Genomic DNA, 26,242 nt, shown 5'->3' with positions numbered 1-26,242 from the left:
GCATAATCATTTTCCGTGACGGAGCACGGTTCGATCGCGCCGGCTTCCCACCCAACAGCGCCCGTCTCACGAACCGGGGAGGTCCGCGCTCCCGCCGAGGTCGATCGCGACGTTCTTCGTCTGGAGGTAGGAGTCGAGCGCTTCGAGGCCCTTCTCCCGGCCGATGCCGCTCCGTTTGTAGCCGCCGAACGGCGTCTGGTTCGTGTCCCCGAACCACTTGTTGACGTAGACGTTCCCGGCCTCGAGATCGCGGGCGAAGCGGTGTGCACGCCCGACGTCGGCCGTGAAGACGCCGGCGACCAGGCCGTACTCCGAGTCGTTCGCGACGGAGAGTGCCTCGGTCTCGTCGGCGACCGAGAGCACGGCGAGGACCGGCCCGAAGACCTCCTCGCGGGCGATCCGCATATCGGGACTGACGTCGGTGAACACCGTCGGTTCGGCGAAGTAGCCCGGGCGGTTGGGGAGCTCGCCGCCGGTCGCGACGGTCGCACCCTCGTCGATCCCCACCTCGATGTACCGCCGAACCTTCTCGAGCTGTTCCTCGGAGGCGAGCGGACCCACGTCGGGGTCCTCGTGGCCGGGGCCGATCGAGAGCGATTCGGCGGCGTCGACGATCCGCGCGACGAGCGCGTCGTGGACCGACTCGTGAACGACCACCCGGTCGGCCGCCGAGCAGACCTGTCCGGCGTTCGTGAAGATCGCGGTCGAGATCCACTCCGCCGCGGCGTCGAGGTCCGCGTCGGGGAGGACGACCGCCGGGTTCTTCCCGCCGAGTTCGAGCGTCACCGGCGTGACGGTCTCGGCCGCCGCGCGCATGATCGCTTGGCCCGTCGGGACGCTCCCGGTGAACGTGATCTGATCGACGTCGGGGTGTTCGGTGAGCGCCCGACCGGCGGGGTCGCCGTAGCCCGGGACGACGTTGACGACCCCGTCGGGGACGCCGGCCTCCGCACAGAGCTCCGCGAGGCGCAACGACGACAGCGGCGTCCCCTCGGCCGGCTTGACCACGGTCGTGTTCCCCGCGACCAGCGCCGGGGCGATCCCCCGGGCGAAGAGGTTCCCGGGGAAGTTCCAGGGCGTGACCTGCGCGCTGACGCCGTACGGCTCCCGAAGGGTGTAGTCGATCTGTTCGCGGCCGACCGGGACACTCCGGCCCTCCAACTTGTCGGCCGCGCCGGCGTAGTACTCGAAGTAGCGCGCCGCGCCGAGCATGTCGCTCCGCGCCTGCGAGATCGGCTTCCCCTGGTCGAGGCTCTCGAGCGCCGCGAGGTCGTCGGCGTGCTCCCTGACGAGCTGACCGACGCGATAGACGACCCGGCCGCGCTCGTCGGGTGCCACGGCGCGCCACTCCGGGAACGCCTCCCGCGCGGCCGCCACCGCGCTGTCCACGTCGGAGGGTCCCGCGGCGGCCACCGTCGCGATCGGTTTCCCCGTCGCCGGATCGACGGTCGTGAGCGTCTCGCCGCCCGTTGCCGCGACGCGCTCGCCGCCGACGAGCAGGTCGGTGCTCGACAGCCGTTCGAGGAGCGCGTCGACCGATCGCCGTTCGGTCGTGTGTGACATGAGTTCCCGAAGGTCGGCGTGGGCCTCGGTTAACTCTTCTCCCGGAGCGAATCTCACCACCTGAACCGGACCGAACCGCGACCGGTCCGGAGTCAGTCGGCGTGCGGGCGCAACGCCGCGCGGGTGATCTCGCGGGAGTCCGACTGCGCCAGCGCCTCGTCGACGTCGACGAGGTCGAACTCCGCGTCGATGAGGTCCTCGTAGGGGTAGCGCTCGCCGTTCTCCGCGAGGAAGTCGAGCGCGCGCTTCAGGTACCACGGGTCGTACCGGATCGCCGAGACGATCTCGATCCCCGACCGCGTGAGCTGACCGGGATCGAACGCCGTCGTGTAGCCGGGATTGACGTTTCCGACCTCGAGGTACCGCCCGCCGTCGCGCAGCAGGTGTGGGCCCTCGGCGAACGCGTCGGGGACGCCCGCGACCTCGACGCCGACGTCCGCGCCGACCCCGTCGGTGAGTTCCCTGACCCGTTCCGCGCGCTCCTCGACGCTCTCGTACTCCCGGAAGTCGATCACGTGGTCGACGCCGAACTCGCGGGCCCGCTCGATCCGGCCGTCGACGCCCTCGATCGCGATCGTCCGTGCGCCTCGCTCCTTCGCGATGGCGATCGAGTTTAGCCCGAGACCGCCCGCTCCCTGGACGACGACGGTCTCGCCCAACTCGACGCCGACCCGGTCGAGGCCGAACAGCATCTGCGAGAGCGCGCAGTTCGCGCCGGCCGCGACGCGGGGGTCGACCCCGTCGGGGACCGTGTAGAAGTACTGGTTCGGGTGGACGTAGTAGTGCGTCGAGAACGTCCCGTGGAAGTGCGGCGGCTCCTCCGGGGGTTTCGACCAGTGTCGGTACGCGTTCTGACAGAGGTTGAACTGCCCCTCAAGACACGACGAACACCGCTGGCAGGTGATGTAGTAGACCGGCGCGATCAGGTCACCCTCCTCGATCGGCTCGCCGGCGTAGTCCGTCTCGACGCCCTCGCCCAGTTCGCTCACCCGACAGAGCGCCTCGTGGCCGAGGACACCCTCTTTGACCTCCGGGTGGTGCCCCCGCCAGATGTGGAGTTCGGAGCCACAGACGTTCGCTTGCTCGATCTCGGTGATCAGCGCCCCGGGTTCGGGCTCCGGGACCTCGTACTCCTTCATCTCGAGCTGCTCCGGCGACGCCAGGTAGACCAGCCTGCCCGTGGGTCTCGCTGCCATACCCGACGTGCACGCGTGGTCGCGATAAGGGTTGTGGAGAGCGAGGCGCGTCCACGTTCGTCGCACCCCTCCTCGACCCGGTGGTTCGGGAGGTCGGCGGTAGCCCCCGGTTCAGTCGAGGATCACGACCGAGCCGTCCACCACGTCGACCTCGACGAGGCTCGTCACCCCGACCGGGAGGTCGACGCTCTCGCCGCCGGCTCGGCGGATCACGGCGACCGCGCCGACCGGTTCGCCGCCCGCCTCCGCTGCGGCGTCACAGAGCGCTCGCAGGGTCCCGCCCGAGGAGACGACGTCGTCGACGAGGAGCAGCCGGTCGCCCGGGTCGACCCCGTTCAGGTAGAGCTCGTCCTCGGCGTAGGCGGTCGTCTGGTGGACCGCCACCTCGTCCTCGAACCCGTAGGAGCGCTTTCGCGCGCAGACGAACGGGATCTCGGTCTCGAGGGTGAGCGCCGTCGCGTGGTGGATGCCCATCGCCTCCGCGGTGAGGAGCTTGTCGACCCCCGAGAGGTCGACTCTCTCGGCGATCTCCGCGGCGATCTCGCGCAGTAACTCCGCATCGACCTGCGGGTAGCAGTCGGTGACCGGGTGGACGAAGTACTGGTACTCGCCACGGTCGATCACGGGCGCCTCTCGCAGCGTCCGTCGCAGTCGCTCCATACGACCCGGTCGCACGCGGGATGGAAAAACTCCTCCACCGCGCGGAGCCGACACGAGGACCACGATAGAGGCAGAGATTGCTGGATCTCCACGGACGCGGCGTCGATCCCGCTCCGACGGTCCGTGACGCCCCCCGTCTCGGCCGGGCGAGCGTCGTAGACCGGCGAGAAATTCGCCGGGAACGGGTCGCACCGACAGGGTTCGCCGGGAGGCTGTCGGTCTTTACCGTCCGTCTCCTGCGGTGGTCAATGCGAAGCGTCACCGAGTCTCACGTCCCCGAGAAGGTTTCAGTGAAACGATCGACCGGCTCCGACGGAGGGAGGGCCGAACGGTGAACCCGGTCGAGCGGTACAAGCGCGAGAAACACCCGCTCGACCTGGTCGAGGACGTCGAGCGGTACGCCGAGGAGGGGCTGAGTTTCGAGGAGCTCGAGGCGCGCGAGGGCGGCGGCGCCTGGGAGCGCTTCAAGTGGGCGGGGATGTACGCCCACGGCACCCACGACGACTACTTCATGCTCCGGACGAAGGTCCCTGGCGGCCACCTCACGCCCGAGCAGGCGACCACCATCGGGGAGGTAGCCCGCGAGTTCGCGACCGCGCCCGACGAGCACGGTGGGGCGGCTCAGAACCCCGTCTGGGGCGACGCCTACCTCGACATCACGACGCGACAGGACGTCCAGATGCACTGGATCGAACTCGAGGACGTCCCCGAGATCTGGGAGCGCTACGACGAGGTCGGGCTGACGACGATCCAGGGCTGTGGCGACTCCGCCCGGAACGTACTCGGCTGTCCGGCGGCGGGGCTCTCGGGGCGCGAGGCGTTCGACGCCCAGCCCGTCGTCGACGCCGTGAGCGACTTCTTCACCGGCAACGGAGAGTACGCGAACTTACCGAGGAAGTTCAAGCTGACGATCACCGGGTGTACGGAGGACTGCGCACAGTCACAGATCAACGACGTCGGCCTGGTGCCCGCGGAGAGGGAGATCGACGGGCAGTCCCACTACGGCTTTCACGCCCGCGTCGGCGGCGGGCTCTCCGACGGGCCACGGATGGCATCCGAACTCGACGTCTTCGTCCGTCCGGAGGACGCAGTCGAGTTCACCAGGGCTGTCGCCCAGACGTTCAAGGAGCTCGGCGAGCGGACCAACCGCGGGCTCTGCCGGATGCGCTACCTCGTCGAACAGATGGGACCCGACCGGTTCGAGGAAGCGGTTCGCGACCGCTGTACGGTCGACCTGCCGACCCGGGGAACTGGCCTCACCGAGGGCTACCGGGGAGACCACGTCGGCGTCCACGACCAGCGCGAGGAGAGGCTGACGTATATCGGATTCAACGTCGTCGCCGGTCGGATGGGTGGCGAGGAGTTCGTCGAGGCGGCCGAGGCGGCCCGCCGGTACGGGACCGAAGAGACGACGGTCCGGCTCGCGACGGACCAGAACTTCCTGATCACGCACGTCCCCGAGGACGACGTCGAGGACTTACTCGCCGAGCCGTTCGCCGCGGCGTACAGCCCCGATCCGGGGCCGTTCACCCGTGGGGCGGTCGGCTGTACGGGAAGCGAGTTCTGCAACTACGGGATCATCGAGACGAAGCGGCGGATCAGGCGGTGGGCCGAGCGACTCGACGAGGCGATCGACCTCCCGGAGGAGATCGACGTCGTGAGAGTGCACCTCTCGGGCTGTTCGGCCTCCTGCGCGCAGCCCCAGATCGCCGACGTCGGCTTCCGCGGGGAGACGGTGAAGGTGCTCGCCGGGGAGTCCGAGGCGTCGCGATCGCCCGAGGCAGGTGCGGAAGACGGCGGCGCGGCGGAGACGGGACGAGCGGCCGGCGACGACATCGTCGAGGGGGTCGACCTCGGGCTGGGCGGCAGCCTCGGACTCGACAACGAGTTCCTCGACTGGGTCGAGACCGCCGTGCCGGCCGACGCGGTCGTTCCCGCCCTCGAAGCGCTGTTCGGGATCTACGCCGAGGAGCGGGGAGAAAACGAGCGCTTCTACGAGTGGTGTCGCCGGGTCGAGAACGACCGGCTGCGGACGATCGCGCGCGGGGCGGACGCGAACGTCTCCGGGGGTGTCGCTCATGGGGACTGACGGGCGCGGCGACGATCGGCGCGAGCGCGGCGAGGGAGATGGAGCCGAGGCGCCGGCGGACGTCGCGCCGGAGCTCGTCGAGGAGAGCGGGAGAACGCGACCCGAAGCGGTTCCGCACGTACCCGACCCGGGCGGTGCGGCCGGCCCGTCCGGTTCACCCGGCTCCGGTGGCGGAACGTGTGAGTCGGGCAGCTGTAGCTGTGGCGAACGATCGAGCCCGGAGCGCGTCGCCACCGACGGGGCGGGCAGCGCGCCCGTGAACGTCGGTTCGGACGGTTCGCTCGGCGGGATCGAGTTCACGCCGCCCGCGGCGGGCGTCAGCCAGGACGTCGACGATCCCGAGGCGGATCCGACCGAGCGCGTCGGGGTTCCGGATGGTGTCGACCTCGACACGCCGACGCACGCGATCCGCTCGGAGATGAACGGGATCGAGACACCGGCGGAGAAGACCTGGTTCTTCGAGCTGGCGGAGGCGGTGATCGACGACGGCCGCTGCATCCAGTGTGGCACCTGCGTCGCCGCCTGTCCCTCCGACTCGATCGGGATCGGCGAGGACGATCTCCCCAAATTAGTGAAGATGTGCACCGGCTGCTCGCTCTGCTGGGACTTCTGTCCCCGAGGCGGGCTGCGCTACGAGCGACAGTGGAAGATCACCGGCGGCGAGGACAACGTGAAGGGCGCGGGCGACCCGATCACCGAGTTCTCCGCGCGGACGAGAGAGGGCTGGCGCGAGGGCTCACAGGACGGCGGCGTCGTCACGGCGATCCTGCTCCGGCTGCTCGAGGAAGGCGAGATCGACGGCGCGCTGATCGCGACCGAGAGCGACGAGGAGCCCTGGAAGGCCGAGGCGTTCCTCGCGACGAGCGAGGAGGAGCTGATCGAGAACACCGGGACCATCTACAACCAGACGATGGCGCTCGGTCACCTCGACCTCTCGCGGTACGAGGAGAAGCTCGACGTACCGATCGAGGAGGCGAGCCTCGCGGTCGTCGGCACGCCGTGTGAGATCGAGGGGATCCGCGCGCTCCAGGACTTCGAGTGGGAGTACGGCTCCCAGGAAGAGGGGGTCCGTGCGATCGAGTACACGATCGCGCTGATGTGTACGAAGAACTTCAACTACTACAGGCTCATCGGGGAGCAACTCGAGGAGAAGCGGGGGATCGGTACGGACGAGATCGGGAAGATGGACGTCCTCCACGGGAAGATGATGGTCGAGGACAGGGAGGGAGAACTGCTCCTCGAGGAGGACGTCGAGCACTTCCACGACGCCGCGCTGAAGGGCTGTGACGAGTGTGCGGACTTCACGGGCTACTGTGCCGACCTCACCGTCGGCTCGGTCGGATCGAGCGACGAGTACTCGAGCGTGATCGTCCGGAGCGAGAAGGGACTGGAGGCGTGGGAGCTCACCGAGCCCGACCTCGACTACCACGACCTGGAGGACCGCTCGGCGGTCGGGAAGCTCCAAGGCTGGGACAAGAAGAAGGCGTTCGAGTCGCTACAGCGGCCGTTCGACCCCGACGCGCCACGCTTTATCGAGTACACCGAGCACGCCGAGAACTACGGTACCCTGCTGAACCCGCACGAGAGCGACGGGTAGATCGAATCGAAGCCGCGACCTGCCGCGGTAACGGGTTCTCGGTATGCATCGGTCCTGGAGTGCTCCGACGGTTCGCATCGCCCTCCGAGCCGTCGTCGGGATCCGCGTGCGGTCGAATCCTCCGTATCGTAGTTCGGTCCATCGAAATTCTACGCAGGTGAGAAGAACCACGGGCGGGATACGGAGGGTTTATACACCGAATCGTTAGCTACAGACGTTCCAACGGGTGGATGCGATCGCTTCCTCGAGGTTTGGGTGTACACCTCCTCTCGTGGTGTTTCGACTCGATTTCGACAGGTCGGTGGCGGTCTTACAGGCGCTTTTGATCGAGTCACCGGTGTGGATGGTCGGTCGATTTCCGGTAGTCTGGAGTACGACGGTCATCGCTGGGACTCGGCGATTTCACTAAGAAGGAGTGACCCGTAGACGGACCACGGTGACGGTGGAATGTCAAAGCCAACAGACGTCGACTCGTACATTGCCAATGCGGACGAAAGAGCGCGTCCGACGCTCGAAGAACTCCGCGAGATGATCAACTCGACTGTTCCAGAAGCGGAGGAAGGAATAAGCTACAACGTTCCGTTCTATACATTTCACGGCACTCACGTCGGGTTTAGCGCATTCAAGAACCACGCTACTTTCGGCATCGGCGCAGACGCGCTTCGGAGTGAAGACCGCGAAATGCTCGAAGAAAACGGGTACAAAACCGGGAAGGAGACCATACAGATCAGATACGACCAAACGGTACCGACTACAGAGTTAGAGCAACTTCTGGAAGCGAAAGTCGAAGAAGCCAGAAACGCGCAGTAACAGGGGCGTCGCCGTTCGAGGGCCCGAGGTGTTCATAGCTCGTCACGTTGACGGAGGTAGAGGCTGTTCCGCTCGAATACGGAGTAGTGGTGCACTCGCGCGCTCTGTTCGGCACGCCGACTGGAACGTATCCACCGATCATAGTTCCGATGGAGTCGTCCGCTCGAAGACGACCGCGTAGTGGTGTGGCGATACCGAGACGGTCTCCGTGGCCTCGAATCCCGCGGGCTCGACCGCCGCGACCGTCTCGGCCGGGGTCATCCGGAGCTCCTCGGGCGGGCCTCGCGGCTCGCCGAGGACCGGCGTCTCCTCCGGGCTCGCGGCGATCCAGTTGATCACGACGAACCGACCCCCCGGCACGATCGCCTCGCGGACCCGTTCGGCGAGCAGCGTCTTCTCGGGGACGCCGTGGAGCGTGTTCGCGAAGAGGACGTACTCCACCGGCTCTACGAGTTCGGAGACGGCCATCGCGTCGCCTTCGATCGTCTCGATCTCTATCCTCTCGTCTGCCGCCCGCTCCGAGAGCACCTCGAGCGCGTTCGGATCGAGGTCGTAGGCGTAGACTGGGCCGTCGACGAGCGCGGGCGCAGCGAGCGTGAACCGGCCCGTGCCACAGCAGAGGTCGAGGAACGAGGCACGCCCGTCGGTTCCGAGCGTCCGCAGGGTCTCGCCGGGGTCGGGCCAGACCACCGACCACCAGTCGGCGTCGGGCTCTTCGGTGTTCCGAAACTCGACCATAGCTACCACACGACACGATCGGGTATGAGCGTTCGGGAGCGAGAAAGGCTTACCCGACCGGGTCGCATAGCCCGAGCAAATGGTACTCGACGACCTCGGAAGCTCACTCAGGGGAACGCTCGATCGGCTCCGCGGGAAGTCCCGGCTCAGCGAGGAGGACGTCGCCGAGATCGTAAAGGAGATCCAGCGCTCGCTGTTGGCGGCCGACGTCGACGTCTCGCTCGTGATGGAGCTGTCGGACTCGATCAAGACCCGCGCTCTCGAGGAGGAACCCCCGGCGGGGACGACCGCCCGGGATCACGTCCTCCGGATCGTCTACGAGGAACTCGTCGACCTGATCGGCGAGAGCACCGACCTCCCGCTAGAGGAGCAGACGATCCTGCTCGCTGGGCTGCAGGGCTCGGGGAAGACGACGAGCGCGGCGAAGATGGCCTGGTGGTTCTCGACGAAAGGACTTCGCCCCGCCGTGATCCAGACCGACACGTTCCGCCCGGGCGCCTACGACCAGGCGAAACAGATGTGTGAGCGCGCCGAGGTCGAGTTCTACGGCGACCCCGACGGTGACGATCCGGTCGAGATCGCACGCAGGGGGCTCGAGGAGACCGCCGAGGCGGACGTCCACATCGTCGACACGGCGGGTCGACACGCGCTCGAGGAGGACCTAATCGACGAGATCGAGGAGATCGAGCGGGTGGTCGACCCGGACACAAACCTGCTCGTGCTCGACGCGGCGATCGGACAGGGCGCGAAGGACCAGGCCCGACAGTTCGACGAGTCGATCGGCATCGACGGCGTCGTCATCACCAAACTCGACGGGACGGCGAAAGGTGGCGGGGCGCTCACCGCGGCGAACGAAACCGGCGCGTCGATCGCCTTCCTCGGGACCGGCGAGGAGGTCCAGGACGTCGAGCGGTTCGAGCCCAACGGCTTCATGTCCAGACTCCTGGGGATGGGCGACCTGAAACAGCTCGCCGAGCGCGTCGAGCGGGCGATGGTCGAGACCGAGGAGGAGGACGACTGGGATCCCGAGGACCTCCTCTCCGGGAGCTTCACGCTGAACGACATGCGCCACCAAATGCAGGCGATGAACCGGATGGGGCCGCTCGATCAGGTGCTCGACATGATCCCCGGGCTGGGCGGCGGCATCATGGACCAGCTCCCGGACGACGCGATGGACGTCACCCAGGAACGGATGACCCGCTTCGAGTTCGTCATGGACTCGATGACCGAGGAGGAGCTGGAGAACCCCCGTTCGATCGGTCAGAGCCAGGTCCGCCGGATCGCACGCGGCTCGGGCACCGACGAGGAGCTGGTGCGCGAACTCCTGACCCAGCACAAGATGATGGAGCGGACGCTCAAGCAGTTCCAGGGGATGGGCCAGGGCGGGATGGACATGGAGCGGATGATGAAGCAGATGGGCGGCGGTGGCGGTGCCGGCGGGATGGGCAAGGGGCCGTTCGGCTGAGGTGCGCGCCCCTCGACTCGGGAGCCTCGCGCGCTTCGACGTCCTCGTCCTGACCGCGCTGCTCTGGTTCCTCGCGAAGTTCCTCCGCTACGCCTTCCCCCCGCTGTTCGAGCCGCTGCAAGCGACCTACGCGGTCTCGAACGCGACGATCGGCGCCGCGTTCACCGCGTTCATGCTCGCGTACGCCACCATGCAGTTCCCCTCGGGGGCGCTCGCCGACCGGGTGGGTTCGGTTCGAGTGATCGCCGGTGGGGCGCTACTCGCCGTCGCCGGAGCGTTCGTCCTCGTCGTCGAGTCGCCGTTTCCCGTCCTCGTCGCGGCGATGGTGGTGATCGGAGCCGGAACTGGTGCACACAAGACCGTCGCGGTGCGGCTGCTCTCGCGGACCTATCCGGCTCGGACGGGACGGGCGCTCGGCGTCCTCGACACGATCGGGACGTTCGGCGGGGTCGTCGCCCCGCCGGCCGTCGTCCTCGCGCTCGGGGTCACAGGCCCGTTCGGGGGTGCCGGCTGGCGGTACGTCTTCCTCGCCGCCGGGCTGTTCGGGATCGGTCTCGTCGTCGCGTTCGTCCGACGGTCGCCGAACCGTCTCCCGGACGAAGGGAGTGCGACGGTCGAGCGGATCAGGCTCCGGCCGTACCTCACCGCGTTCGGCGACTCGCGCTTCTCGCTGTTCGTCCTCGTGACGCTCTGTTACTCCTTTTCGTACAACGGCGTCGTCGCGTTCTTGCCGCTCTATCTCACGAGCGAAGTCGGTCTCGCCGTCGGGACCGCTGGAATCCTCTACAGCGCGCTGTTCGCCGCGAGCCTGGCCCAGCTCGCCACCGGCGAGGCGAGCGACAGGGTGGGGAGACTTCCGATCATGGCCGTCGCGCTCGGGCTCTCGGGGACTGCCATCGCCCTCCTCTCGCTCGGCGCATCCGGTCTGACCGGGATCCCGGCCGCTGCAGCAATCGTCGTCGTGGCGATCGGTCTCGGCGCACACGGCTTCCGACCGGTCAGGAGCGCCTATCTCGTCGCGTTACTCCCTCCGTCGCTCACCGGGGGCGGCCTCGGCGTCGTCAGGACGCTCCTGATGGGGGCCGGGGCCGTTTCGCCCGCGATCGTGGGACTGCTCGCCGACGCCGTCGGGTTCCGCCTCGCGTTCGCGCTGCTCGCGGCCTCGATGCTCGCCGGAAGCGCGCTCGTCTGCGTGCTCTGGGCGACCGACTGACCCTCACTCGGTGATCGGCCGGCCGTCCTCGGTCGGTGGGGCGACGTGGTCGACGAACTCCTCGACGCTCGGCTCCTCGACTCGCACCTCGACGTCGATCTCGCCGAGTTCGTTCGACTCGCCGACGGCGAAGTTCACGACGCCCTCGAACGCCGGCCCCTTCTTCAGCGAGAAGGAGAAGTACGGCCCCGATCGCCGGGAACTCATCGCGTTTCGCGCCGTGTCGAGGATCTCCTGGCGATGCAGCAGTTCGGAGAAGTGATCGAGCGAGTGGGTCTCGCCGACGATCCGATCCGCCTCGCGGGTGAGCGTCGCGTTCGGGAAGACGTTTCTGACGGCGGTCTCGACCCGCTCCGGAATCTCGGTCCCCTTCACCGGCGCGGTGATCCCCACGTCGATCCGGTAGATCATCGCTCCCCCTCCGCGACGGCCATGTCCTCGACCGCTTCCGGTCCCTCCGTGAGCAGCGTGCGGATCGCCTCGCGGAACGCCTCCAAACTCGTCGTGTTCTCGATCCGGAGGTCCGCGCGGTCCATCGCCTCGTCCATCCCGAAGCCACGTTCGCGCTCGTCGCGCTCTCGCAGCGCTTCGCCGCCGTCCGCCTCGGTCGTGTCTCTCCCCCGGCCGGAGAGCCGTTCCGCCCGGAGTTCGAACGGTGCTTCGACCGAGAGGAGGACGAACTCGTCGCCGAATCGCTCCTCGAACGCCTCGACCTCGGTACCGGAGCGGAGGCCGTCGACGAGCACCCGGTCGTGGCTCTCGAGGGAGGACTCGACCATCGGGAGCGAGCGGGCGGCGATGGCGGCCGGGCCCTCCTCCTCGCGGAGGGCTTTCGCAACCGAGCCGTGGTCGGTGTAGGGGTCGAGCCCGCGGGATTCGGTCTCGGCGCGGACGACGTCTCCCATGGTGACGACCGGTATGTTTAGGGAAGAAGCGACCTTCGCGGCCTCGCCCTTGCCGCTGCCCGGCAGCCCCACGGTTCCGATGACGCGCATGGAACGAGTAGACCGGCGGCGGTGTTAATCGCTTGCGTTCTCGGGTTCGTATCCGACAGTTTTTCTTCGCCCGGCGAGAAGCGGGTGACGAGGGCACGTAGCTCAGCTAGGACAGAGCGTCGGACTTCTAATCCGATGGTCATGGGTTCGAATCCCATCGTGCTCGCTCTTTTGCGACGAGCGGGCGTGAGGAGTAAAAAGCGTACCTGTGTTTATTTCCCTCAATAAATTCTTCAGTGGCGGGGAGTACGCGATAATGCGCTCGACCGGGGCGAGCCGATCCCCGCCCCGGACACGTTGATCGCCGGCGTCGCCCGGTCGCTCGGCGGCGAACTGATCGCGTGTGACGACGGCTTCTCGCGGGTCTCGGACCTCGAATTTCACGATCCCCGAGCGTAGAGAATCCGACCGTCCTCGATCAGTACCCAAACCGGACCGTACGTAGCGAGACCGGACATGCGTGGCGGACGTCGTGCCGGTCAGATGCTCTCCCAGCTATCCTCGTCCTCGGGATCGAGGTCGCTCACCCACTCGTCGGCCCCGTTCGACGCCGGCTCCCACTCCCCGTCGAACTCCGACTCTGCCTCAGCGAGCTCGGAGAACCCGCTCATGTCCATCTTCGGCCAGGCGACCTCCTCCCAGGTGCCGGCGAGCGAGTAGTAGTAGACGACGTCGCCCTGGATGACGGCGTGGAGGTTCCGTTCGGTGTCGTGGACGACCCGCTGGTTGGTGTCGATGGCGACGTCGACGACGTCCTCTAGCGTGTCGAGCCGGACGTAGTCCTTGCCCATCCACATCGGGATCTGCCCGTTCGAGATCCACTCGGCGTGGCGCCGGCTGTGGACCTCCTGGGTGAGCGCACCGAAATCGACGACCTCCTCCCGGCGCCGCCACGCGAACGCCGACCCGACGCCGGCGGCGAGTCCGACGAGTGCGAGTCCGGCACCGGCGAAGACGTCTGGCTCTTCCTCGACCTCCCGCGTGACGACCTCTGCGTGTTCGGACTCCTCCGAGAGCGAACCGTCGAACCAGTAGGCGTCGGCGGTGAGTTCGAGCGGCACCGACGAGGTCTGTTCGTCTGCGTACGTCCCGGTGTCGTAGGTCGTCCGGAGTTCGAGGGCGAGCCCGATGCTCCCGACGTTCGAGAGCCGATCCTCGGTTTCCTCGATCGACTCGGAGAGCGCTCGCATGTCGATCTCGGTCTCCGAGCGCACGGGCTCCCCTCCCACGACGTGCGTCTCCTCGATCAGGGTCTCCCTCTCCTCCCAGAACGCCTCTTCGTCGGCGCTCGCGGTCGTTACCAGGACGAGTTCGTGGGTGACGTCGCTCCCTTCGGGTGCCTCCGTTTGCACCTCGATCGAGAGTTCGGGCATGTCCGAGAGCAGGTACCTGGACGGGTCTTCGACCGTCGTTCCGCTCCCGTAGAGCGAGTCGTCGGCGGTGACGAGCGCGCTCGTCCGGACCTCGGTCGTGACGGTCTCCCGGTCTCGCTCCTCCGAGACCTCGGTCGTTCCGGGGAGGGCGAGGGTCATCCCCGAGATGAGGAACGCGAAGAGGGCGACGAGCGCGAGCGAGAGCGCGACCGCCCGGCCGTGGCGCGCGAGCACCAGCCGGGATCGGGGCGAGAGCGTCACTCGGAACCCTCCCTCGGGATCGCCGTGCGAGTGCTCGCGCCCGGCGAATCGTGCGGCCGGTCGCGTCGCTTCGTGGAGGGCATCCCCGGAGAGTGCGTTGCGACCGGGGTAAACGTATCGGCTATCCGTATACGTACGGCGGTCACAGGCGCTCCCACCAGGCGAGGGCGGTCCGCCTGACGCGTACGGAGAGCGGCGTCGAGGGCGATCGGATCCGCTGCGGTCGCAGGCCGGCCACGACCGCCGCGAGCACCAGGAAGATCGAGAGTGCGACGAGGTTCACCGCCGAGAGCGCGACCAGCGGGTGGATCCCGTGGAGCCACACCAAGAGGACCGACGGGAGCACCGCGAGGTAGCGGTGTTCGGTGAACGAACGGTAGTACTCGCCCTCCTCCTCGGGGGCCGACAGCGTGACCGAGACCGGTTCCGAGGACCCACCCGGGAGCGAACGGCGGTCGGATTCGACGGCGATCCCGTCGCTCGCCGGTTCGAGGACGGCGACCGCCGGAACGACGCCGTCGTTGTGGAGCGTGTGCTCGACCGTCGAGGTCTCCCCGGGTTCGATCGCGAGCGGGTCGTCGGAGTCGGCGGTCGTGCTGGCGATCCCGAACGTGTGGACCCCGCTCGGAACGACCATCGCCGCGGTGACGGGGATCACGACCAGCGCTACCACCACGACGACGAGCGTTCGCGTCCCGATCACGCCCGCTCGCGAGCGCGATCGATCGGTCGTTCGGTGTGTCGTCCCCCGGTTCGAGAGGAGCGCGACACAGGTGAGGAGGAGGCCGATCCAGACGAGCAGCGACCCGGCGCTCCTGCCCAGCGGTCCGATCCCCCCGACGGCGGTCTGAAGCGCCATCACGCCGGTCCCGAGGTGCGGGATCGAGACGACCTCGCCGTTCACCTGGGGCGCGACCGCGACGATCCGGTCGTCGGTGACCGGCGGCTCGGGGCCGTCCTGATCGGTGAACGGGTTGGCGTCCCCGCGCGTCACGTAGCCGGCGTCGGTCTCGCCGACGACGCGGTGGGTCGTCAGGCCGCCGTCGTGGAGTTCGCGCGCCTCGAAGACGACGACGTCGCCCTCCTCGACCTCGACGAACGCGCTCGGGACCGCGAGGAAGCCGTCGCCGGTCGAGAGCGTCGGCTCCATGCTCCCGCTCGCGACGTACGCGAGGCCGACCGGCTGTCCGAGCGCGGCCCCGACGAGCATCGCGAGGAGGGCCAGTACGAGGAGAGCCGAGAGCGCGCGTCCGACGAGCGTTCCGCTCACGGCAGTGGGCTAGCGGGGTGGCGTGCGTGTTCCATCGGGCCGGCGAACACCGCTCACTCCGTCGATTCCGCGAGGATCGTCACGTCCTCGTCGATCCGCGAGTCGGCGTTCGCCCCGCGCGTGTCGATCACGATGTCGAGGTCGAGCGTCGACCCCGATGCGAGTTCGTAACCGGCGATCCCCTCGCCGTACTCGCTCTCTTCGAACCCGACGTCGATCCCGTCGTTGTCGACACCGTCGATCGTGATCTCGACGGTCTCGTCGTGGTTGTTCGTCACCGAGAGCGCCTCGGTGAGCGTCGTGACGGCCCCGAGGTTCAGCCCGTCGGCGTCGTCGAACGCATCGCCCCCGAGGTCGATCACGATCAGGCCGTTCTCGTCCTCGTAGACGTACGCCGACTCGCCCGGGGCGAGCGCGATCAACGCTGCCGAGTCCTCGGCTACGTCGACGGTGACCGATCGGTCGGCTTCGACCTGGCTGAACGCCCCCGAACCGAAGGCCGCTCCGCCGCCGATCGTCATCGTTCCCAGTCCCAGCAACACGTTCCGCCTTGTTAGGTTCATTTTGTATCGTCCAGCCGGACACGTGATCGGTACGGACCGATTACCACGCGTTCCTACTCGGGTAAGGGAAGCATACTACCTTTGTAATGTCCCGCTTTCTCTCCGGAAAGCACTGCTTGAACGGCGGTTACGTCGTACATATCTACCCAGAAGCCATATATCTCGGAGTTCCATAATTTCGTTCGAGACGCGATGGCGACGGACAGAGAGACGACACACTCGAAAAGCGAACTGTTCTCCATCCTGAGTAGCCATCGCCGTCGGTACGCGATCCACATCTGCAAGCGCGAGGGGGGGCCGGTGAGCCTCTCGGACCTCGCCGAACACGTCGCGGCCTGGGAGCTCGATAAGGACCGTGCCGAACTGACCTCCGCGGAGCGAAAGCGGATCTACACCTCGCTCCAGCAGACGCACCTCCCCACGCTCGCCGAGAGCGGCATCATCGAGTACGACGGCCGCGAGGCGGAGCTGACCGAGGAGGCCGAACGCCTCGAGGTGTACATGGACGTCGTCCCCGGCGACTCGGTCCCGTGGGCGGTCTACTACCTCGGGCTCTCCGCGATCGCCCTCTGTGTGATCGTCGGCCTCTGGATCGAGCTGATACCGACACACCAGGTTCCCGAACTCGGCTGGGTGACCGCGCTGATCGTCCTGTTCGCCGCGAGCGCCGTCGTCCACGCGTACACCAACCAGCGCTACCGGCTCGGGGCAATGGAGCGCCCACCCTGATGCGGCCGCTGCTCGTCGTCGGACTCCTCTGTCTCGGCGCCGGGATCGTCCTCGTCGCCGGGCCGACCTTCGGGCTGAGCGTCGTCGAGTCCGATCGGGGGGTGACCGCCACGGTCAGCGACGAGAACGGACTCGTCGGGCTCGAGGAGAGCGGCGAGACGATCGATCGCGAGGGGGAGACGACCGTACTCACGCTCGTGAACAACGCGGGGGAGCCTATCGAGGAGTTTGACGTACGAATCGATTCGGTGGAGGGTCCGGTCGAGGTGGCGAGCCTGTTCGACTACCCCCCGATAGAGCCAGGTGAACGAACCAGCCTGACCCTCAGCTGTGACCGCGGTGGGCACGGGGACGGCGAGGTCACCGTCGTCATCGAGCGGGCAGCCACGGCGAGCCTCGCCGTCGGATCGCTCACGCGAACCGTCCCGTTCGAGTACGACTGTACCGGCCCACAGAACGGTGGTGAAGACGGATCGGGCGGCGACGTCCGGTTCGAGTCGCTGACCGCCCAGGCGACCGAGCAGGACGGCGTACCGGCCGAGGTGACGTTCGAGTATCGCCTCGACGGCGCCGCGGAGGGCGTGGAGTTCGTCGTCGGGTACGGGAACGGTCAGGAGGACGAAGTACTGGCCGAGGAGAACGAGGGCACCATCACCGTAGCGCTCTCGACACCCGGCCAGCGGGACTACCCCCTCGACGTCTCCGGAGCTATCGACGGCGGCGAGGCGTGCGAGGGGACGATCGAGGACGACAGTCCGGTCGAGCCGTGCGGGTGAGCGCTCACCCCAGTCGCTCGGCCTTCACCAGCAGTTCCGCGCTCCGGTCGCAGAGCACCTCCGTCTCGAAGCCGAGCGAGCGGAGCCGTGAGGTCACCTCCGCCGGGGTCGATCCACAGTCCTCGGCCGAAGGGCGTCGGTCGCTCTCGCGGTGGAGTTCGCAGTAGACGAGCCGACAGCGGTCGTCGGCGAGCGACCCCGAGAGTCCGTCGATGACGAGCGACTCCGCACCCTCGACGTCGATCTTGAGCACCGTCGGTGGCGGGATCTCGCCCGCTGCGACGAGCGCGTCGCCCGCTCGCTGCTCGACGACGGTCGCGTTCGGCCCGCCGTCCGCGACGATCGAGCCGCGGCTCCGGAACGGGCCGTCGGCCCCCTCGAACACCACCGTCCCGCCCTCCGACGCGAGCGCGCAGTCGAGGACCTTCGCCCCGCTCGCGTTGTACGAGAGGTTTCGACAGAGCGTCTCGACGTTCTCCGGGTCGGGTTCGAACGCGACGACGCTGTCCCCGCCGACGACGCGGGCGGCGAAACAGCTGTAGAGCCCGACGTGGGCCCCGACGTCGTAGAAGACGTCCTCCGGGCCGAGCGAACGCAGGAGGTCACGGAGCATCGGGCGCTCGAGCGACAGCGATCGGCGGAGCCGGTACGACTCGTACCAGCCGTCGATCGGAAACGTCGCCGTCACGCCGGCGACCGTGATTGGACGTGATCGACGGCCGACCCAGTAGGCGTCGGCGAGCCTGTTCCCGAGGAGACGCGTCGTCCTCGCACCGAGGGCCACCACCCCTTCGCTGCGATAGATCTCGACGGGCCGATTCCACGACAGCATACATGTGGGATCACCGACCGCGATAATAAAACGGATTGATACCGAGTCGTCAGGACGGCGCGGAGAACACCGGCGCGAGCGGTTCGACGGGCCGATACGCGATCGTTCGTCGATCGGGTCGATGAACGGTCGTCGGTTCGGTCGGTTCAGCAGGACGCGCAGTCGCAGTCGTCCTCGCACGTACAGACGTCGTCACAGGTACAGACCGGGTCACAGCAAGCGGACATGACGATCGGAGCTATGGGCCACGGTGTAATAACTCGTCCTGCCATCTATACGTACGTCGTTGGTAACTCCGGCCGATCTTCCGGGGCCGGGTTAACAACGTTCGCGTTCGACCGCCCCGTCCGGTGTCGGCGACCGCCGAGCGCGAGCCCACCCCGACCGTCCGGGATCGGGGACGACCCTCGTACTACTCGAAGCCGTCCTCGAAGACGAAAACGCCGTCGCGCTGGACGACCTCGCCGTCGACCTCGATCGCCGAGTCGTCGGCCATGTCGACGATCATGTCGACGTGGGTCGCGCTCTCGTTCACGGCGTTCCCCTCGCCGACGCACTCGTCGTAGGCCATCCCGACGGCCATGTGGACGGTGTCGCCCATCTTCTCGTCGAAGAGCATGTTGTAGGTGAACCGGTCGATCTCGCGGTTCATCCCGATTCCGAGCTCGCCGAGATACCGTGCGCCGTCGTCGGTCTCCAGGATCTCCGCGAGCACGTCCTCGTTCTTCGCGGCGCTGTGGGCGATCACCCTCCCATCCTCGAACTCGAGGCGGACGTCCGTGATCTCTCGGCCCTGCTGGTAGAGCGGCTTGTCGAAGTGGACCGACCCCTCGACGCTCTCTCTCACCGGTGCGGTGAACACCTCGCCTCCGGGGAGGTTCTTCTCGCCGTAGTCGTTGATCGTCCGGTTGCCGGCGACGCTCATCCGGATGTCCGTCTCCGCTCCCGATCTGATCCAAACCTCGTCTGCCGGGTCGAGGATCTCGACCATCCGTTCCTGATGCTCGCGCTGGGCGTCCCAGTCCTTGTTGACGGCGTCCCAGACGAAGTTCTCGTAGCTCTCGGTGCTCATTCCGGCGAGCTGGGCGTTCGCGGACGCTGGAAACCCCGTGAGACACCAGCGTTTCGAGAGGCGTTCTCGCCTGATCGGCTGCTGTGCGCGCGAGTACGCCGCGTTGATCGCGGGGTCGACGTCGCTCGTCTCGGTGACGTTCTCGTTGGCTCGAACGAAGACGAAGACGTCCGCCGCCTCCGTGAGCGCCCGCTGGTGCTCGGGCGTCTCGAACTCCCCCTCCGAAGCCCTGAGATACGCCCGGTTCGCCCGGTCGTCGCCGCTCAGGTAGACCGGGTTCGCCCCGACGTCGCCACAGACCTCGTGGAGCGCGACGGCGAGGTCCGAGGCGACCGGGTGTGCGGCGATGACGACGTCGTCCCCAGCACCGAGATCGACCGAGTGCTCGGCGATCACGCCTGCGTGTTCGCGGATGCGCGGGTCCATGTGTCGTACTGCCATGTGGGGCGGCAAACGGGTTCCGGTTCCGCGTGATCGCCGTCGGAACCGGGCTCGTACCGGTCGCGATGGGCTGCGCTCGACGACCCCTCGAACACCGGCCGGCGCGGGTCCACGTCCGGTCAGCGTCGCTACCGAAAACCCGTTCAGCGAGCCTTTATTCGCGAACCCGTCCTCGTGTGATCGCGGCGGGACGAGGTGATCGCATGAACGACGGAGAGGAGGGAGAGAGGGACGAGAACGCGGCGAGAGACCCCGAGACGGCTCGCGAGCGGTGGGCGCCGACGCCGCCCGGCGATCGGTCCGTGAACGTCACCGACGGTCGACTGTTCGTCCCGCTGGTCGTCCTCTCGGCCCCGGTCGTCGTCGCGTACACGCTCGACATCGTCTACTACGTCGTCGACCTCTACTGGATCGGCTACCTGGGAACCGACGCGGTCGCCGCGATGTCGTACTCGTGGCCGATCCTCTTTCTCTTCACGAGCCTCGGGATCGGTATCACGACCGCAGGGACCGTCCTCGTCGCTCAGAACAAGGGAGCCGGTCGGCTCGCTCGATCTCACCACGTGGCCGGACAGACAGTATCGGTCGTCTCGGTCCTCTCGGTCGCGATCGCGGCTCTCGGCTACCTGCTCGCCCCGTGGATGCTCGCGCTGATCGGTGCGACACCGGGGAGCGACCCGCACACGATGGCGGTCAGCTACACCCGCATCACGTTCCTCGGGATGGTCCCGATCTTCTGGTTCTTCGTCTTCGACGCGCTCTCCCGGGGATGGGGCGATACCCGAACCCCGCTCTACCTGATGGCGGCGAGCGTCGGGGTGAACGTCGTCCTCGATCCGTTCGTCATCCTCGGGTTCGCGGGGAACCCCGTCTTCGCGTGGTTCGGCGTCGAGGCGCTCGGGACCACCCTCTACGAACGGACCGGGTTCGACGGCTACGGGATCGAAGGGGCGGCGCTCGCGTCGGTGTTCTCCCGAACGCTCGCCGCTCTCGTCGCGCTCTCGTTGCTCTTCTCGGGTGCGATCGGGCTTCGGGTCGACCCCTCGGAGCTCCGTCCGAACCGAGAGAGCGTCGCTGAGATCGTCGAGATCGGGGTGCCGACCTCGCTCGAGATGGGCCTGCGAGCGAGTGGGGTGACGGTGATGACCGCGATCGTCGCCCTCGAGGGGGACACCGCGATCGCGGCGTACGGGATCTCGGAGTACCTGGCGGCGTTGCTCCTGGTGCCGGCGATCGGCCTCGCGCGGGGGACCGAGACGGTGGTCGGACAGAACCTCGGTGCCGGACAGACGCAGCGGGCGAAACACGCGGTCTACATGAGCGCGGCGATCGTCGTCACCGCCTTCGTCGTCGTAGTCGCCGCCGCCTACCCGGTCGCGGAGTCGATCGTCGGACTGTTCGTCTCGGCCGAGCCGGGGTCGAACGCCGCGGCGGAGGTCGTCCGGATCGGTTCGGCGTTCATCTGGATCATCGGCCCGACGTACGTCTTCTACGGGGTGTTTCAGGTCGTCCTCGGCGCGTTCCGCGGGAGCGGCCACACCCGCCTCGCGCTGGCGTTCGCGGTGATGGAGCTGTGGGCGGTCAGGCTCCCGCTGAGCGTCGCCGCCCTCCGCTGGTTCGACGCGGGCGTCGTCGGGATCTGGTACGCCTTCGCCGCCTCGTACGTCCTCTCGACGCTGGTCACCGCCGCGTGGTTCCTCAGGGGGACCTGGACGACGCCCGTCGTGGACCGGTGAGTCGGAGAGGTGTTCGCTCGAGAGCGAGGTGACCGGTTCCAGAGAGCGGCGGTCGTCGAGAACGGCGAGAGGACGACCGCGAACGCCGCCTATTTGCCCCTCCCGCGGATACTCCCTCACATGATCGACCTGCGAAGCGACACGGTGACGCGCCCCTCGCGAGCGATGCGGGAGGCGAGCGCGGAGGCCGAGGTGGGCGACGACGTCTACGGCGAGGATCCCACGGTGAACGAACTCGAGCGTCGGGCGGCCGAGGCCGTCGGAACGGAGGCGGCGCTGTTCGTCCCGACCGGGACGATGGGCAACCAGATCGCCGGTCGGGTCCACACCGACCACGGCCAGGAGGTGCTCGCAGAGCGCGACAGTCACGTCGTGAAGTGGGAACTCGCGGGGTTCGCCCAGCACGCGGGCCTCCAGGTCCGGATGGTCGACGGGGACGACCGGGGCGTGATCTCGCCCGCACAGGTCAGAGAGGGCACCGTCGCGGAGGACCTCCACCGGCCGGGGACCGGCCTGGTCTGCCTGGAGAACACCCACAACAGTAAGGGCGGGGCGGCGATCGCGAAAGAGGACATCGACGCGGTCTGTGACGAGGCGGCGGACCTCGGCGTCCCGGTCCACGTCGACGGCGCACGGCTGTTCAACGCCGCGACGGCGCTCTCGACACCTGCCCCGGAACTCGTCGAGAACGCCGACTCGGTGATGTTCTGTCTCTCGAAGGGCCTCGGCGCGCCGGTCGGTTCGGTGTTCGCCGGGAGCGAGGACCTCGTCGACCGGGCTCGACGCGAACGAAAGCTCTTCGGCGGCGGGATGCGCCAGGCGGGTGTACTCGCCGCGCCGGGACTGCTCGCGCTGGAGAACCGCGAGCGGCTCACGGAGGACCACGAGAACGCCCGGGCGCTCGCGGAGGGTCTCGACGGCGTCTCCGGTCTTCGGATCCCGACCCCGGAGACGAACATCGTCCTCCTCGACACCGAGGGGGCCGGACACACCGCGGAGGAGTTCCTCGACGTCTGTTCGGACGAGGGCGTACTCGGCGTGCCGTTCGACGAGCACGTCGTCCGGTTCTGTACGCACCTCGACGTCGACAGCGAGGACGTCGAGACGGCCGTCGACCGGGTTTCCTCGGCGCTCTAGCGCCACCCGTCGTCGGGCCGGACGTTCTATCGACGGCCCCGGTCGATCCCTTCGCGGAAGCTGAGCAGCACCCGGCGGACGAAGACGAACGTCCCGAAGACGAAGAAGAGCAACAGCCCGATCATGACGAGGAAGGCCGGATCGGTGAGCATACACGTCCGAAGCGGTCCGCGCTCAAAGCCGTTACGGGCAGGCCATCACGTGCAGGCTTTCCGGTTATTTTCGTGTGTGGGATAGTCCGACCCATGGACCACGACGAGTTCATCGGTGAGGTCCAGCACCGTGCCCAACTGAGCTCGCGGGGGGAGGCCCAGGAGGCCACGCGGGCGACGCTCTCGACCCTCGGCGAGCGGATCCAGGACGGACAGGTCGAGAACCTCGCGGCGCAGCTCCCCGAACCCCTCGAAGCGCCGTTAGTAGAGGGCGAGCAGACCGAGTCGTTCGGCGTCGGGGAGTTCGTCGAGCGGGTCGGAGAGCGCGACGCGAGCGTGGGCGAGGGCGAGGACAGGGAGGCGGACGCGGCCCACCACGCCCGCGTCGTCTTCGACGTGATCGGCGAGGCGGTGACCGAGGGACAGTTCGAGGACGTTCGAGCGGGGCTTCCCGACGAGTACGGGACGCTCTTCTCGCTCGCCGAGAGCGAGGGGACGCCGCCCGGCAGGGAGTGATCGGTAACGACACCGGACCGAACGTTCTTATCAGTCGGAAACGAAGGTCGGTCGATGGCCGGCCTGTTGCCCTCCAGTCCGGACACCTCCGGCGTTGAGGACGCCGAGCCGCGGGTGATCGGCATCGAGGGCGACGACGCGGACGCCCTGATCGGTGCGCTCTCGTCGGAGACCGCCCGCTCGTTGCTCGCGGCGCTCCACGACGAGCCGGCGACGCCCTCGGCGGTCGCCGCGCGCGTCGACACCTCACTGCAGAACGCCCAGTACCACCTCGGAAAGCTCGAAGCGGCCGACCTGATCCGCGAGGTCGGAACCGCCTACTCGGAGAAAGGTCGCGAGATGACCGTCTACGCACCGGCCGACGCCCCGCTGGTCGTCGTCGCCGGCAACGAGGAGGCGACCTCCGGGTTGCGGACGGCGCTCTCGCGACTGCTGGGCGCGGTCGCCGCCCTAGGCGTCGGTAGCGTCGTCGTCGAGCAGCTACTCGGTGACGGGGTGCTCCCGGGTGACCTCGGCGTCGCCGAGGACGACGTGGCCGAGGATCCGGTCGTGGCGGACGAGGAGGTCGAGGACAGCGAGGAACTCGATGAGGAGGTCGAGGAGCCCGAAGCCACCGAGGAGGACGTCGCCGACGACGCACCGACCGACGACGTGGTGACGCCCGAGGAGGCGCCGATGCCCGAGGTCGGTGTCGTGGACCTCGGCGACGCGACGCTCGGACTGCCGCCCGGTGCGCTCTTCTTCCTCGGCGGGCTCGTCGTCATTGCCTGCCTCTTTGCGCTCGGGTATTCGCGGTACTGATCCCGGACACGTCGCTCGGCGCCGTGATCGGCCGCTGACACCCGTGGGTTTTTAGCCCGGAACGCCCGAGTGAGTGCGTGGCCCAGACGAACGGGTACCTGCAGTTCTTCCCGTACGACAGCCCCTACGAGAACCAGCGCGAGGCGATGGACCGCATCTCGAACGCGCTCGCACGCGGACAGAACGTGCTGTTCGAGGGAGCCTGTGGGACCGGGAAGACGCTCTCGGCGCTCGTCCCCGCGCTCAGCTACGCCAGAGAGCACGAGAAGACGGTCGTCATCACGACGAACGTCCACCAGCAGACCCGGCAGTTCATCGCCGAGGCGCGGGCGATCACACGCGAGGAGCCGGTTCGGGCGGTCGTCTTCCGGGGGAAGTCCTCGATGTGTCACATCGACGTCGGCTACGAGGAGTGTCAGGTGCTTCGGGACAACACCCGGGAGGTCGTCGAGGCGGAACGCGATCTGGCACAGTTAGAGCGGAGAGAACGAAGCTTGCTCGCCGACGCACAGGGCGGCGACGGCGAGGCGGCGGAGGCGAGGGCGGCGGTGATGAGCGAACTCGAGACCGTCGAGGAGCGGCTCTCCGACCTCGAGGAGACGAACACCTGTGAGTACTACCACAGGAACCTCTCGACCGACACCGAGGGGTTCTACCGCTGGCTGTTCGAGGACGTCCGGACGCCGGACGAGATATACGAGTATGCCGAGGAACGGACGCTCTGTGGCTACGAACTCCTCAAAGACGGGATGGAGGGCGTCGACCTGGTCGTCTGTAACTACCACCACCTGCTCGACCCGGGGATAAGAGAGCAGTTCTTCCGCTGGCTCGGTCGCGACCCGGGCGACGTGATCTGCGTCTTCGACGAGGCGCACAACGTCGAGGACGCCGCCCGCGAACACGCGACCATCACGCTCGCGGAGACGACGCTCGACAGCGCGCTCGACGAACTCGCCGAGTGCGACGACTCGCGTTCCGAACACGCCCGGGCGACGCTCGTCGCCTTCCGCCGGGCGCTCGAAACCGTCTACGAGGGGTCGTTCTCGTTCGGCGAGCGCGAGGCGGTCGGCGAGAACTGGCGCGACGTCCCGATCGAGAACGAGGAGGGTAGGGACGACCTCACGATCGAGTTCCTCTCGGAGTACACGGGGAGAGGGATCGACCGCGACCTCGACGCGGCGCTCGCGCTCGGCCGGGACCTGGACCAGCAGTACGAAGAGGCGTACAAGTCGGGGGGGGCGGCGACCAGAAAAGAGTGTCAGACGCTCACCGCGGCGGCGTTCGTCGACCGCTGGCTGGAGGAGGGGACCGAACCCGACCGGTACCCGGTCGTCTCGGTCCGCCGCGATTCGGGCACCGAGGAGGTCTACGGCCGAGCGGAGCTCTACACCTGCATCCCCCGGGCAGTCGCGAGCGACCTCTTCTCGGAGGTGTACGCGAGCGTGTTGATGAGCGCCACGGTCAGGCCGTTCGACGTCTTCGCGGACGTTTTGGGCCTCGAAGAGCCAGTGACGATGGCCTACGGGATGACGTTCCCGGAAGAGCGAAGGCGCACGTTCGCGGTGGACGTCCCGCCGCTCTTTTCGAGCGAGCGCGAGGACAGCGAGGTCCAGCGGACGGTGAGCACCGTCATCGAGGACGCGATCAGGATGACGCCGGGCAACACCCTGCTCTTCTTCCCGAGCTATCGAGAGGCCGAACGCTACCACGATCTGGTGGGGGACTCCGTCGAAGCCGACTGTCGGCTCGACAAGCCCGGGACGCGCGCCGAGGAGCTACGCCAGGAGTTCACCGTCTCCGAGAACGCGGCGCTGTTCACCTCGCTGTGGGGCACGCTCACCGAGGGTGTGAGCTTCGACGGCGACGACGCCCGGACGGTCTGCGTGATCGGGGTGCCGTATCCGCACCTCGACGAACGGATGCAGGCGGTCCAGGACGCCTACGCCGAGGCCTACGGGAGTTCCGAGGACGCCGGCTGGGAGTACGCCGTCGAGATCCCGACGGTGAGAAAGACCCGGCAGGCGCTCGGGCGGGTGATCCGCTCGCCGGAGGACTTCGGGGTGCGAGTGCTCGCCGACCGTCGCTACACGTCGAAGTCCGCCCGGAAGATGGGCAAGTACAGCGTTCACGACTCGTTCCCGCCGGAGGAGCGGGAGGAGCTGATCGACGTCGGTGCTGAGAAACTGAAGTTCGCGATGCTCAACTTCTTCGGCGACCTGGAGGCGTACGAGCGGCCGCCGACGCCCTGAGCCGGCCA

Annotated in this window: 24 protein-coding genes and 1 tRNA gene; 13 read left to right on the top strand and 12 right to left on the bottom strand. The window is 67.8% G+C overall.

The genetic code is table 11. The features are described 5' to 3' along the window. Positions 1–66 precede the first annotated feature (66 nt). The 3 genes from V2L32_RS05095 to hpt all read right to left on the bottom strand — a co-directional run bounded on the left by V2L32_RS05095 (position 67) and on the right by hpt (position 3,419). Positions 67–1,563 carry an aldehyde dehydrogenase family protein gene (locus V2L32_RS05095; RefSeq protein WP_331235393.1) on the bottom strand — a complete coding sequence of 499 codons (1,497 nt, stop codon included), beginning with the start codon at positions 1,561–1,563 and terminating at the stop codon, positions 67–69. Between the two features lie 92 nt (positions 1,564–1,655). Next, on the bottom strand, positions 1,656–2,759 hold the full coding sequence (locus V2L32_RS05090) for a zinc-binding dehydrogenase (RefSeq protein WP_331235392.1): 1,104 nt from the start codon (positions 2,757–2,759) through the stop codon (positions 1,656–1,658). A 111-nt stretch (positions 2,760–2,870) separates the two neighbouring features. Further along, on the bottom strand, positions 2,871–3,419 hold the full coding sequence (gene hpt, locus V2L32_RS05085) for a hypoxanthine/guanine phosphoribosyltransferase (protein ID WP_331235391.1): 549 nt from the start codon (positions 3,417–3,419) through the stop codon (positions 2,871–2,873). Between the two features lie 331 nt (positions 3,420–3,750). Between hpt and V2L32_RS05080 the strand changes: the two genes are divergently transcribed. The 3 genes from V2L32_RS05080 (at position 3,751) to V2L32_RS05070 (ending at position 7,915) form a co-directional block, all read left to right on the top strand. Continuing rightward, a complete protein-coding gene (locus tag V2L32_RS05080; RefSeq protein ID WP_331235390.1) occupies positions 3,751–5,508 on the top strand; it encodes a nitrite/sulfite reductase in 1,758 nt (585 codons plus the stop codon). Next, a complete protein-coding gene (locus tag V2L32_RS05075; protein WP_331235389.1) occupies positions 5,498–7,105 on the top strand; it encodes a Coenzyme F420 hydrogenase/dehydrogenase, beta subunit C-terminal domain in 1,608 nt (535 codons plus the stop codon). The genes V2L32_RS05080 and V2L32_RS05075 overlap by 11 nt, the downstream gene beginning before the upstream one ends. A gap of 447 nt (positions 7,106–7,552) precedes the next feature. Continuing rightward, positions 7,553–7,915: an iron chaperone gene (locus V2L32_RS05070; RefSeq protein ID WP_331235388.1), complete on the top strand. Its 363-nt coding sequence runs from the start codon at positions 7,553–7,555 to the stop codon at positions 7,913–7,915. 138 nt (positions 7,916–8,053) lie between these two features. Here the strand turns inward: V2L32_RS05070 and V2L32_RS05065 are convergent, their stop codons facing one another. Beyond that, the gene (locus tag V2L32_RS05065; protein WP_331235387.1) at positions 8,054–8,653 is read right to left on the bottom strand and encodes a class I SAM-dependent methyltransferase; all 600 of its coding nucleotides are present in this window, start codon (positions 8,651–8,653) and stop codon (positions 8,054–8,056) included. Between the two features lie 79 nt (positions 8,654–8,732). Between V2L32_RS05065 and V2L32_RS05060 the strand changes: the two genes are divergently transcribed. Together V2L32_RS05060 and V2L32_RS05055 are read left to right on the top strand one after the other, a co-directional pair. Further along, positions 8,733–10,118, top strand: coding sequence for a signal recognition particle protein Srp54 (locus tag V2L32_RS05060; RefSeq protein WP_331235386.1), 1,386 nt, complete (start codon positions 8,733–8,735; stop codon positions 10,116–10,118). Position 10,119: 1 nt separating this feature from the next. After that, a complete protein-coding gene (locus tag V2L32_RS05055; protein ID WP_331235385.1) occupies positions 10,120–11,331 on the top strand; it encodes an MFS transporter in 1,212 nt (403 codons plus the stop codon). Between the two features lie 3 nt (positions 11,332–11,334). Here V2L32_RS05055 and V2L32_RS05050 read toward each other — a convergent pair whose 3' ends face one another. Together V2L32_RS05050 and V2L32_RS05045 are read right to left on the bottom strand one after the other, a co-directional pair. Beyond that, positions 11,335–11,742, bottom strand: coding sequence for a coaE operon protein (locus tag V2L32_RS05050; protein ID WP_331235384.1), 408 nt, complete (start codon positions 11,740–11,742; stop codon positions 11,335–11,337). Next, the gene (locus V2L32_RS05045; RefSeq protein WP_331235383.1) at positions 11,739–12,326 is read right to left on the bottom strand and encodes an AAA family ATPase; all 588 of its coding nucleotides are present in this window, start codon (positions 12,324–12,326) and stop codon (positions 11,739–11,741) included. Before V2L32_RS05045 ends, V2L32_RS05050 begins: the two co-directional genes overlap by 4 nt. Before the next feature lie 91 nt (positions 12,327–12,417). On the opposite strand from V2L32_RS05045, the gene V2L32_RS05040 reads away from it, so the two are divergent. Continuing rightward, positions 12,418–12,492, top strand: a tRNA-Arg gene (locus tag V2L32_RS05040). Between the two features lie 313 nt (positions 12,493–12,805). Here V2L32_RS05040 and V2L32_RS05035 read toward each other — a convergent pair. The 3 genes from V2L32_RS05035 to V2L32_RS05025 all read right to left on the bottom strand — a co-directional run bounded on the left by V2L32_RS05035 (position 12,806) and on the right by V2L32_RS05025 (position 15,793). Beyond that, positions 12,806–13,960 (bottom strand): DUF5305 domain-containing protein, encoded by a 1,155-nt coding sequence (locus V2L32_RS05035; protein ID WP_331235382.1) that lies wholly within the window; start codon positions 13,958–13,960, stop codon positions 12,806–12,808. A gap of 142 nt (positions 13,961–14,102) precedes the next feature. Continuing rightward, the gene (locus V2L32_RS05030; protein WP_331235381.1) at positions 14,103–15,230 is read right to left on the bottom strand and encodes a signal peptidase I; all 1,128 of its coding nucleotides are present in this window, start codon (positions 15,228–15,230) and stop codon (positions 14,103–14,105) included. A 53-nt stretch (positions 15,231–15,283) separates the two neighbouring features. Continuing rightward, positions 15,284–15,793, bottom strand: a complete 510-nt coding sequence (locus tag V2L32_RS05025; RefSeq protein WP_331235380.1) for a hypothetical protein — start codon at positions 15,791–15,793, stop codon at positions 15,284–15,286. Positions 15,794–15,985: 192 nt separating this feature from the next. Here V2L32_RS05025 and V2L32_RS05020 point away from each other — a divergent pair, with 192 nt between their 5' ends. Both V2L32_RS05020 and V2L32_RS05015 read left to right on the top strand, forming a co-directional pair. Beyond that, positions 15,986–16,522: a DUF7344 domain-containing protein gene (locus V2L32_RS05020; RefSeq protein WP_331235379.1), complete on the top strand. Its 537-nt coding sequence runs from the start codon at positions 15,986–15,988 to the stop codon at positions 16,520–16,522. Continuing rightward, on the top strand, positions 16,522–17,298 hold the full coding sequence (locus V2L32_RS05015) for a hypothetical protein (protein ID WP_331235378.1): 777 nt from the start codon (positions 16,522–16,524) through the stop codon (positions 17,296–17,298). The genes V2L32_RS05020 and V2L32_RS05015 overlap by 1 nt, the downstream gene beginning before the upstream one ends. A 4-nt stretch (positions 17,299–17,302) precedes the next feature. On the opposite strand, the gene V2L32_RS05010 is transcribed toward V2L32_RS05015, so the two are convergent. Next, positions 17,303–18,130, bottom strand: coding sequence for an FkbM family methyltransferase (locus V2L32_RS05010; RefSeq protein ID WP_331235377.1), 828 nt, complete (start codon positions 18,128–18,130; stop codon positions 17,303–17,305). A gap of 412 nt (positions 18,131–18,542) precedes the next feature. After that, positions 18,543–19,628, bottom strand: a complete 1,086-nt coding sequence (locus V2L32_RS05005) for an aminopeptidase (protein WP_331235376.1) — start codon at positions 19,626–19,628, stop codon at positions 18,543–18,545. Positions 19,629–19,846: 218 nt separating this feature from the next. Between V2L32_RS05005 and V2L32_RS05000 the strand changes: the two genes are divergently transcribed. Both V2L32_RS05000 and V2L32_RS04995 read left to right on the top strand, forming a co-directional pair. Then, complete coding sequence (locus V2L32_RS05000) at positions 19,847–21,379, top strand: MATE family efflux transporter (RefSeq protein ID WP_331235375.1); 1,533 nt, start codon at positions 19,847–19,849, stop codon at positions 21,377–21,379. A gap of 120 nt (positions 21,380–21,499) precedes the next feature. Continuing rightward, a complete protein-coding gene (locus V2L32_RS04995) occupies positions 21,500–22,516 on the top strand; it encodes a threonine aldolase family protein (protein ID WP_331235374.1) in 1,017 nt (338 codons plus the stop codon). A 26-nt stretch (positions 22,517–22,542) separates the two neighbouring features. Here V2L32_RS04995 and V2L32_RS04990 read toward each other — a convergent pair whose 3' ends face one another. Continuing rightward, positions 22,543–22,668 (bottom strand): DUF7859 family protein, encoded by a 126-nt coding sequence (locus V2L32_RS04990; RefSeq protein ID WP_331235373.1) that lies wholly within the window; start codon positions 22,666–22,668, stop codon positions 22,543–22,545. A gap of 93 nt (positions 22,669–22,761) precedes the next feature. Between V2L32_RS04990 and V2L32_RS04985 the strand changes: the two genes are divergently transcribed. The 3 genes from V2L32_RS04985 (at position 22,762) to V2L32_RS04975 (ending at position 26,234) form a co-directional block, all read left to right on the top strand. Then, positions 22,762–23,184 (top strand): DUF2267 domain-containing protein, encoded by a 423-nt coding sequence (locus tag V2L32_RS04985; protein ID WP_331235372.1) that lies wholly within the window; start codon positions 22,762–22,764, stop codon positions 23,182–23,184. A gap of 54 nt (positions 23,185–23,238) precedes the next feature. Then, the gene (locus V2L32_RS04980; protein WP_331235371.1) at positions 23,239–23,985 is read left to right on the top strand and encodes an ArsR/SmtB family transcription factor; all 747 of its coding nucleotides are present in this window, start codon (positions 23,239–23,241) and stop codon (positions 23,983–23,985) included. A 77-nt stretch (positions 23,986–24,062) separates the two neighbouring features. After that, entirely contained in the window at positions 24,063–26,234 is a 2,172-nt protein-coding gene (locus V2L32_RS04975) for an ATP-dependent DNA helicase (protein ID WP_331235370.1), read from the top strand. The last annotated feature ends 8 nt before the right edge of the window (positions 26,235–26,242 follow it).

Origin of the sequence: Halalkalicoccus sp. CGA53 (assembly GCF_036429475.1) — an archaeon.
Lineage (GTDB): Archaea > Halobacteriota > Halobacteria > Halobacteriales > Halalkalicoccaceae > Natronorarus > Natronorarus salvus.
The sequence above is the reverse complement of the archived record's forward strand: the minus strand, read 5'-3'. Positions and strand labels throughout refer to the sequence as shown.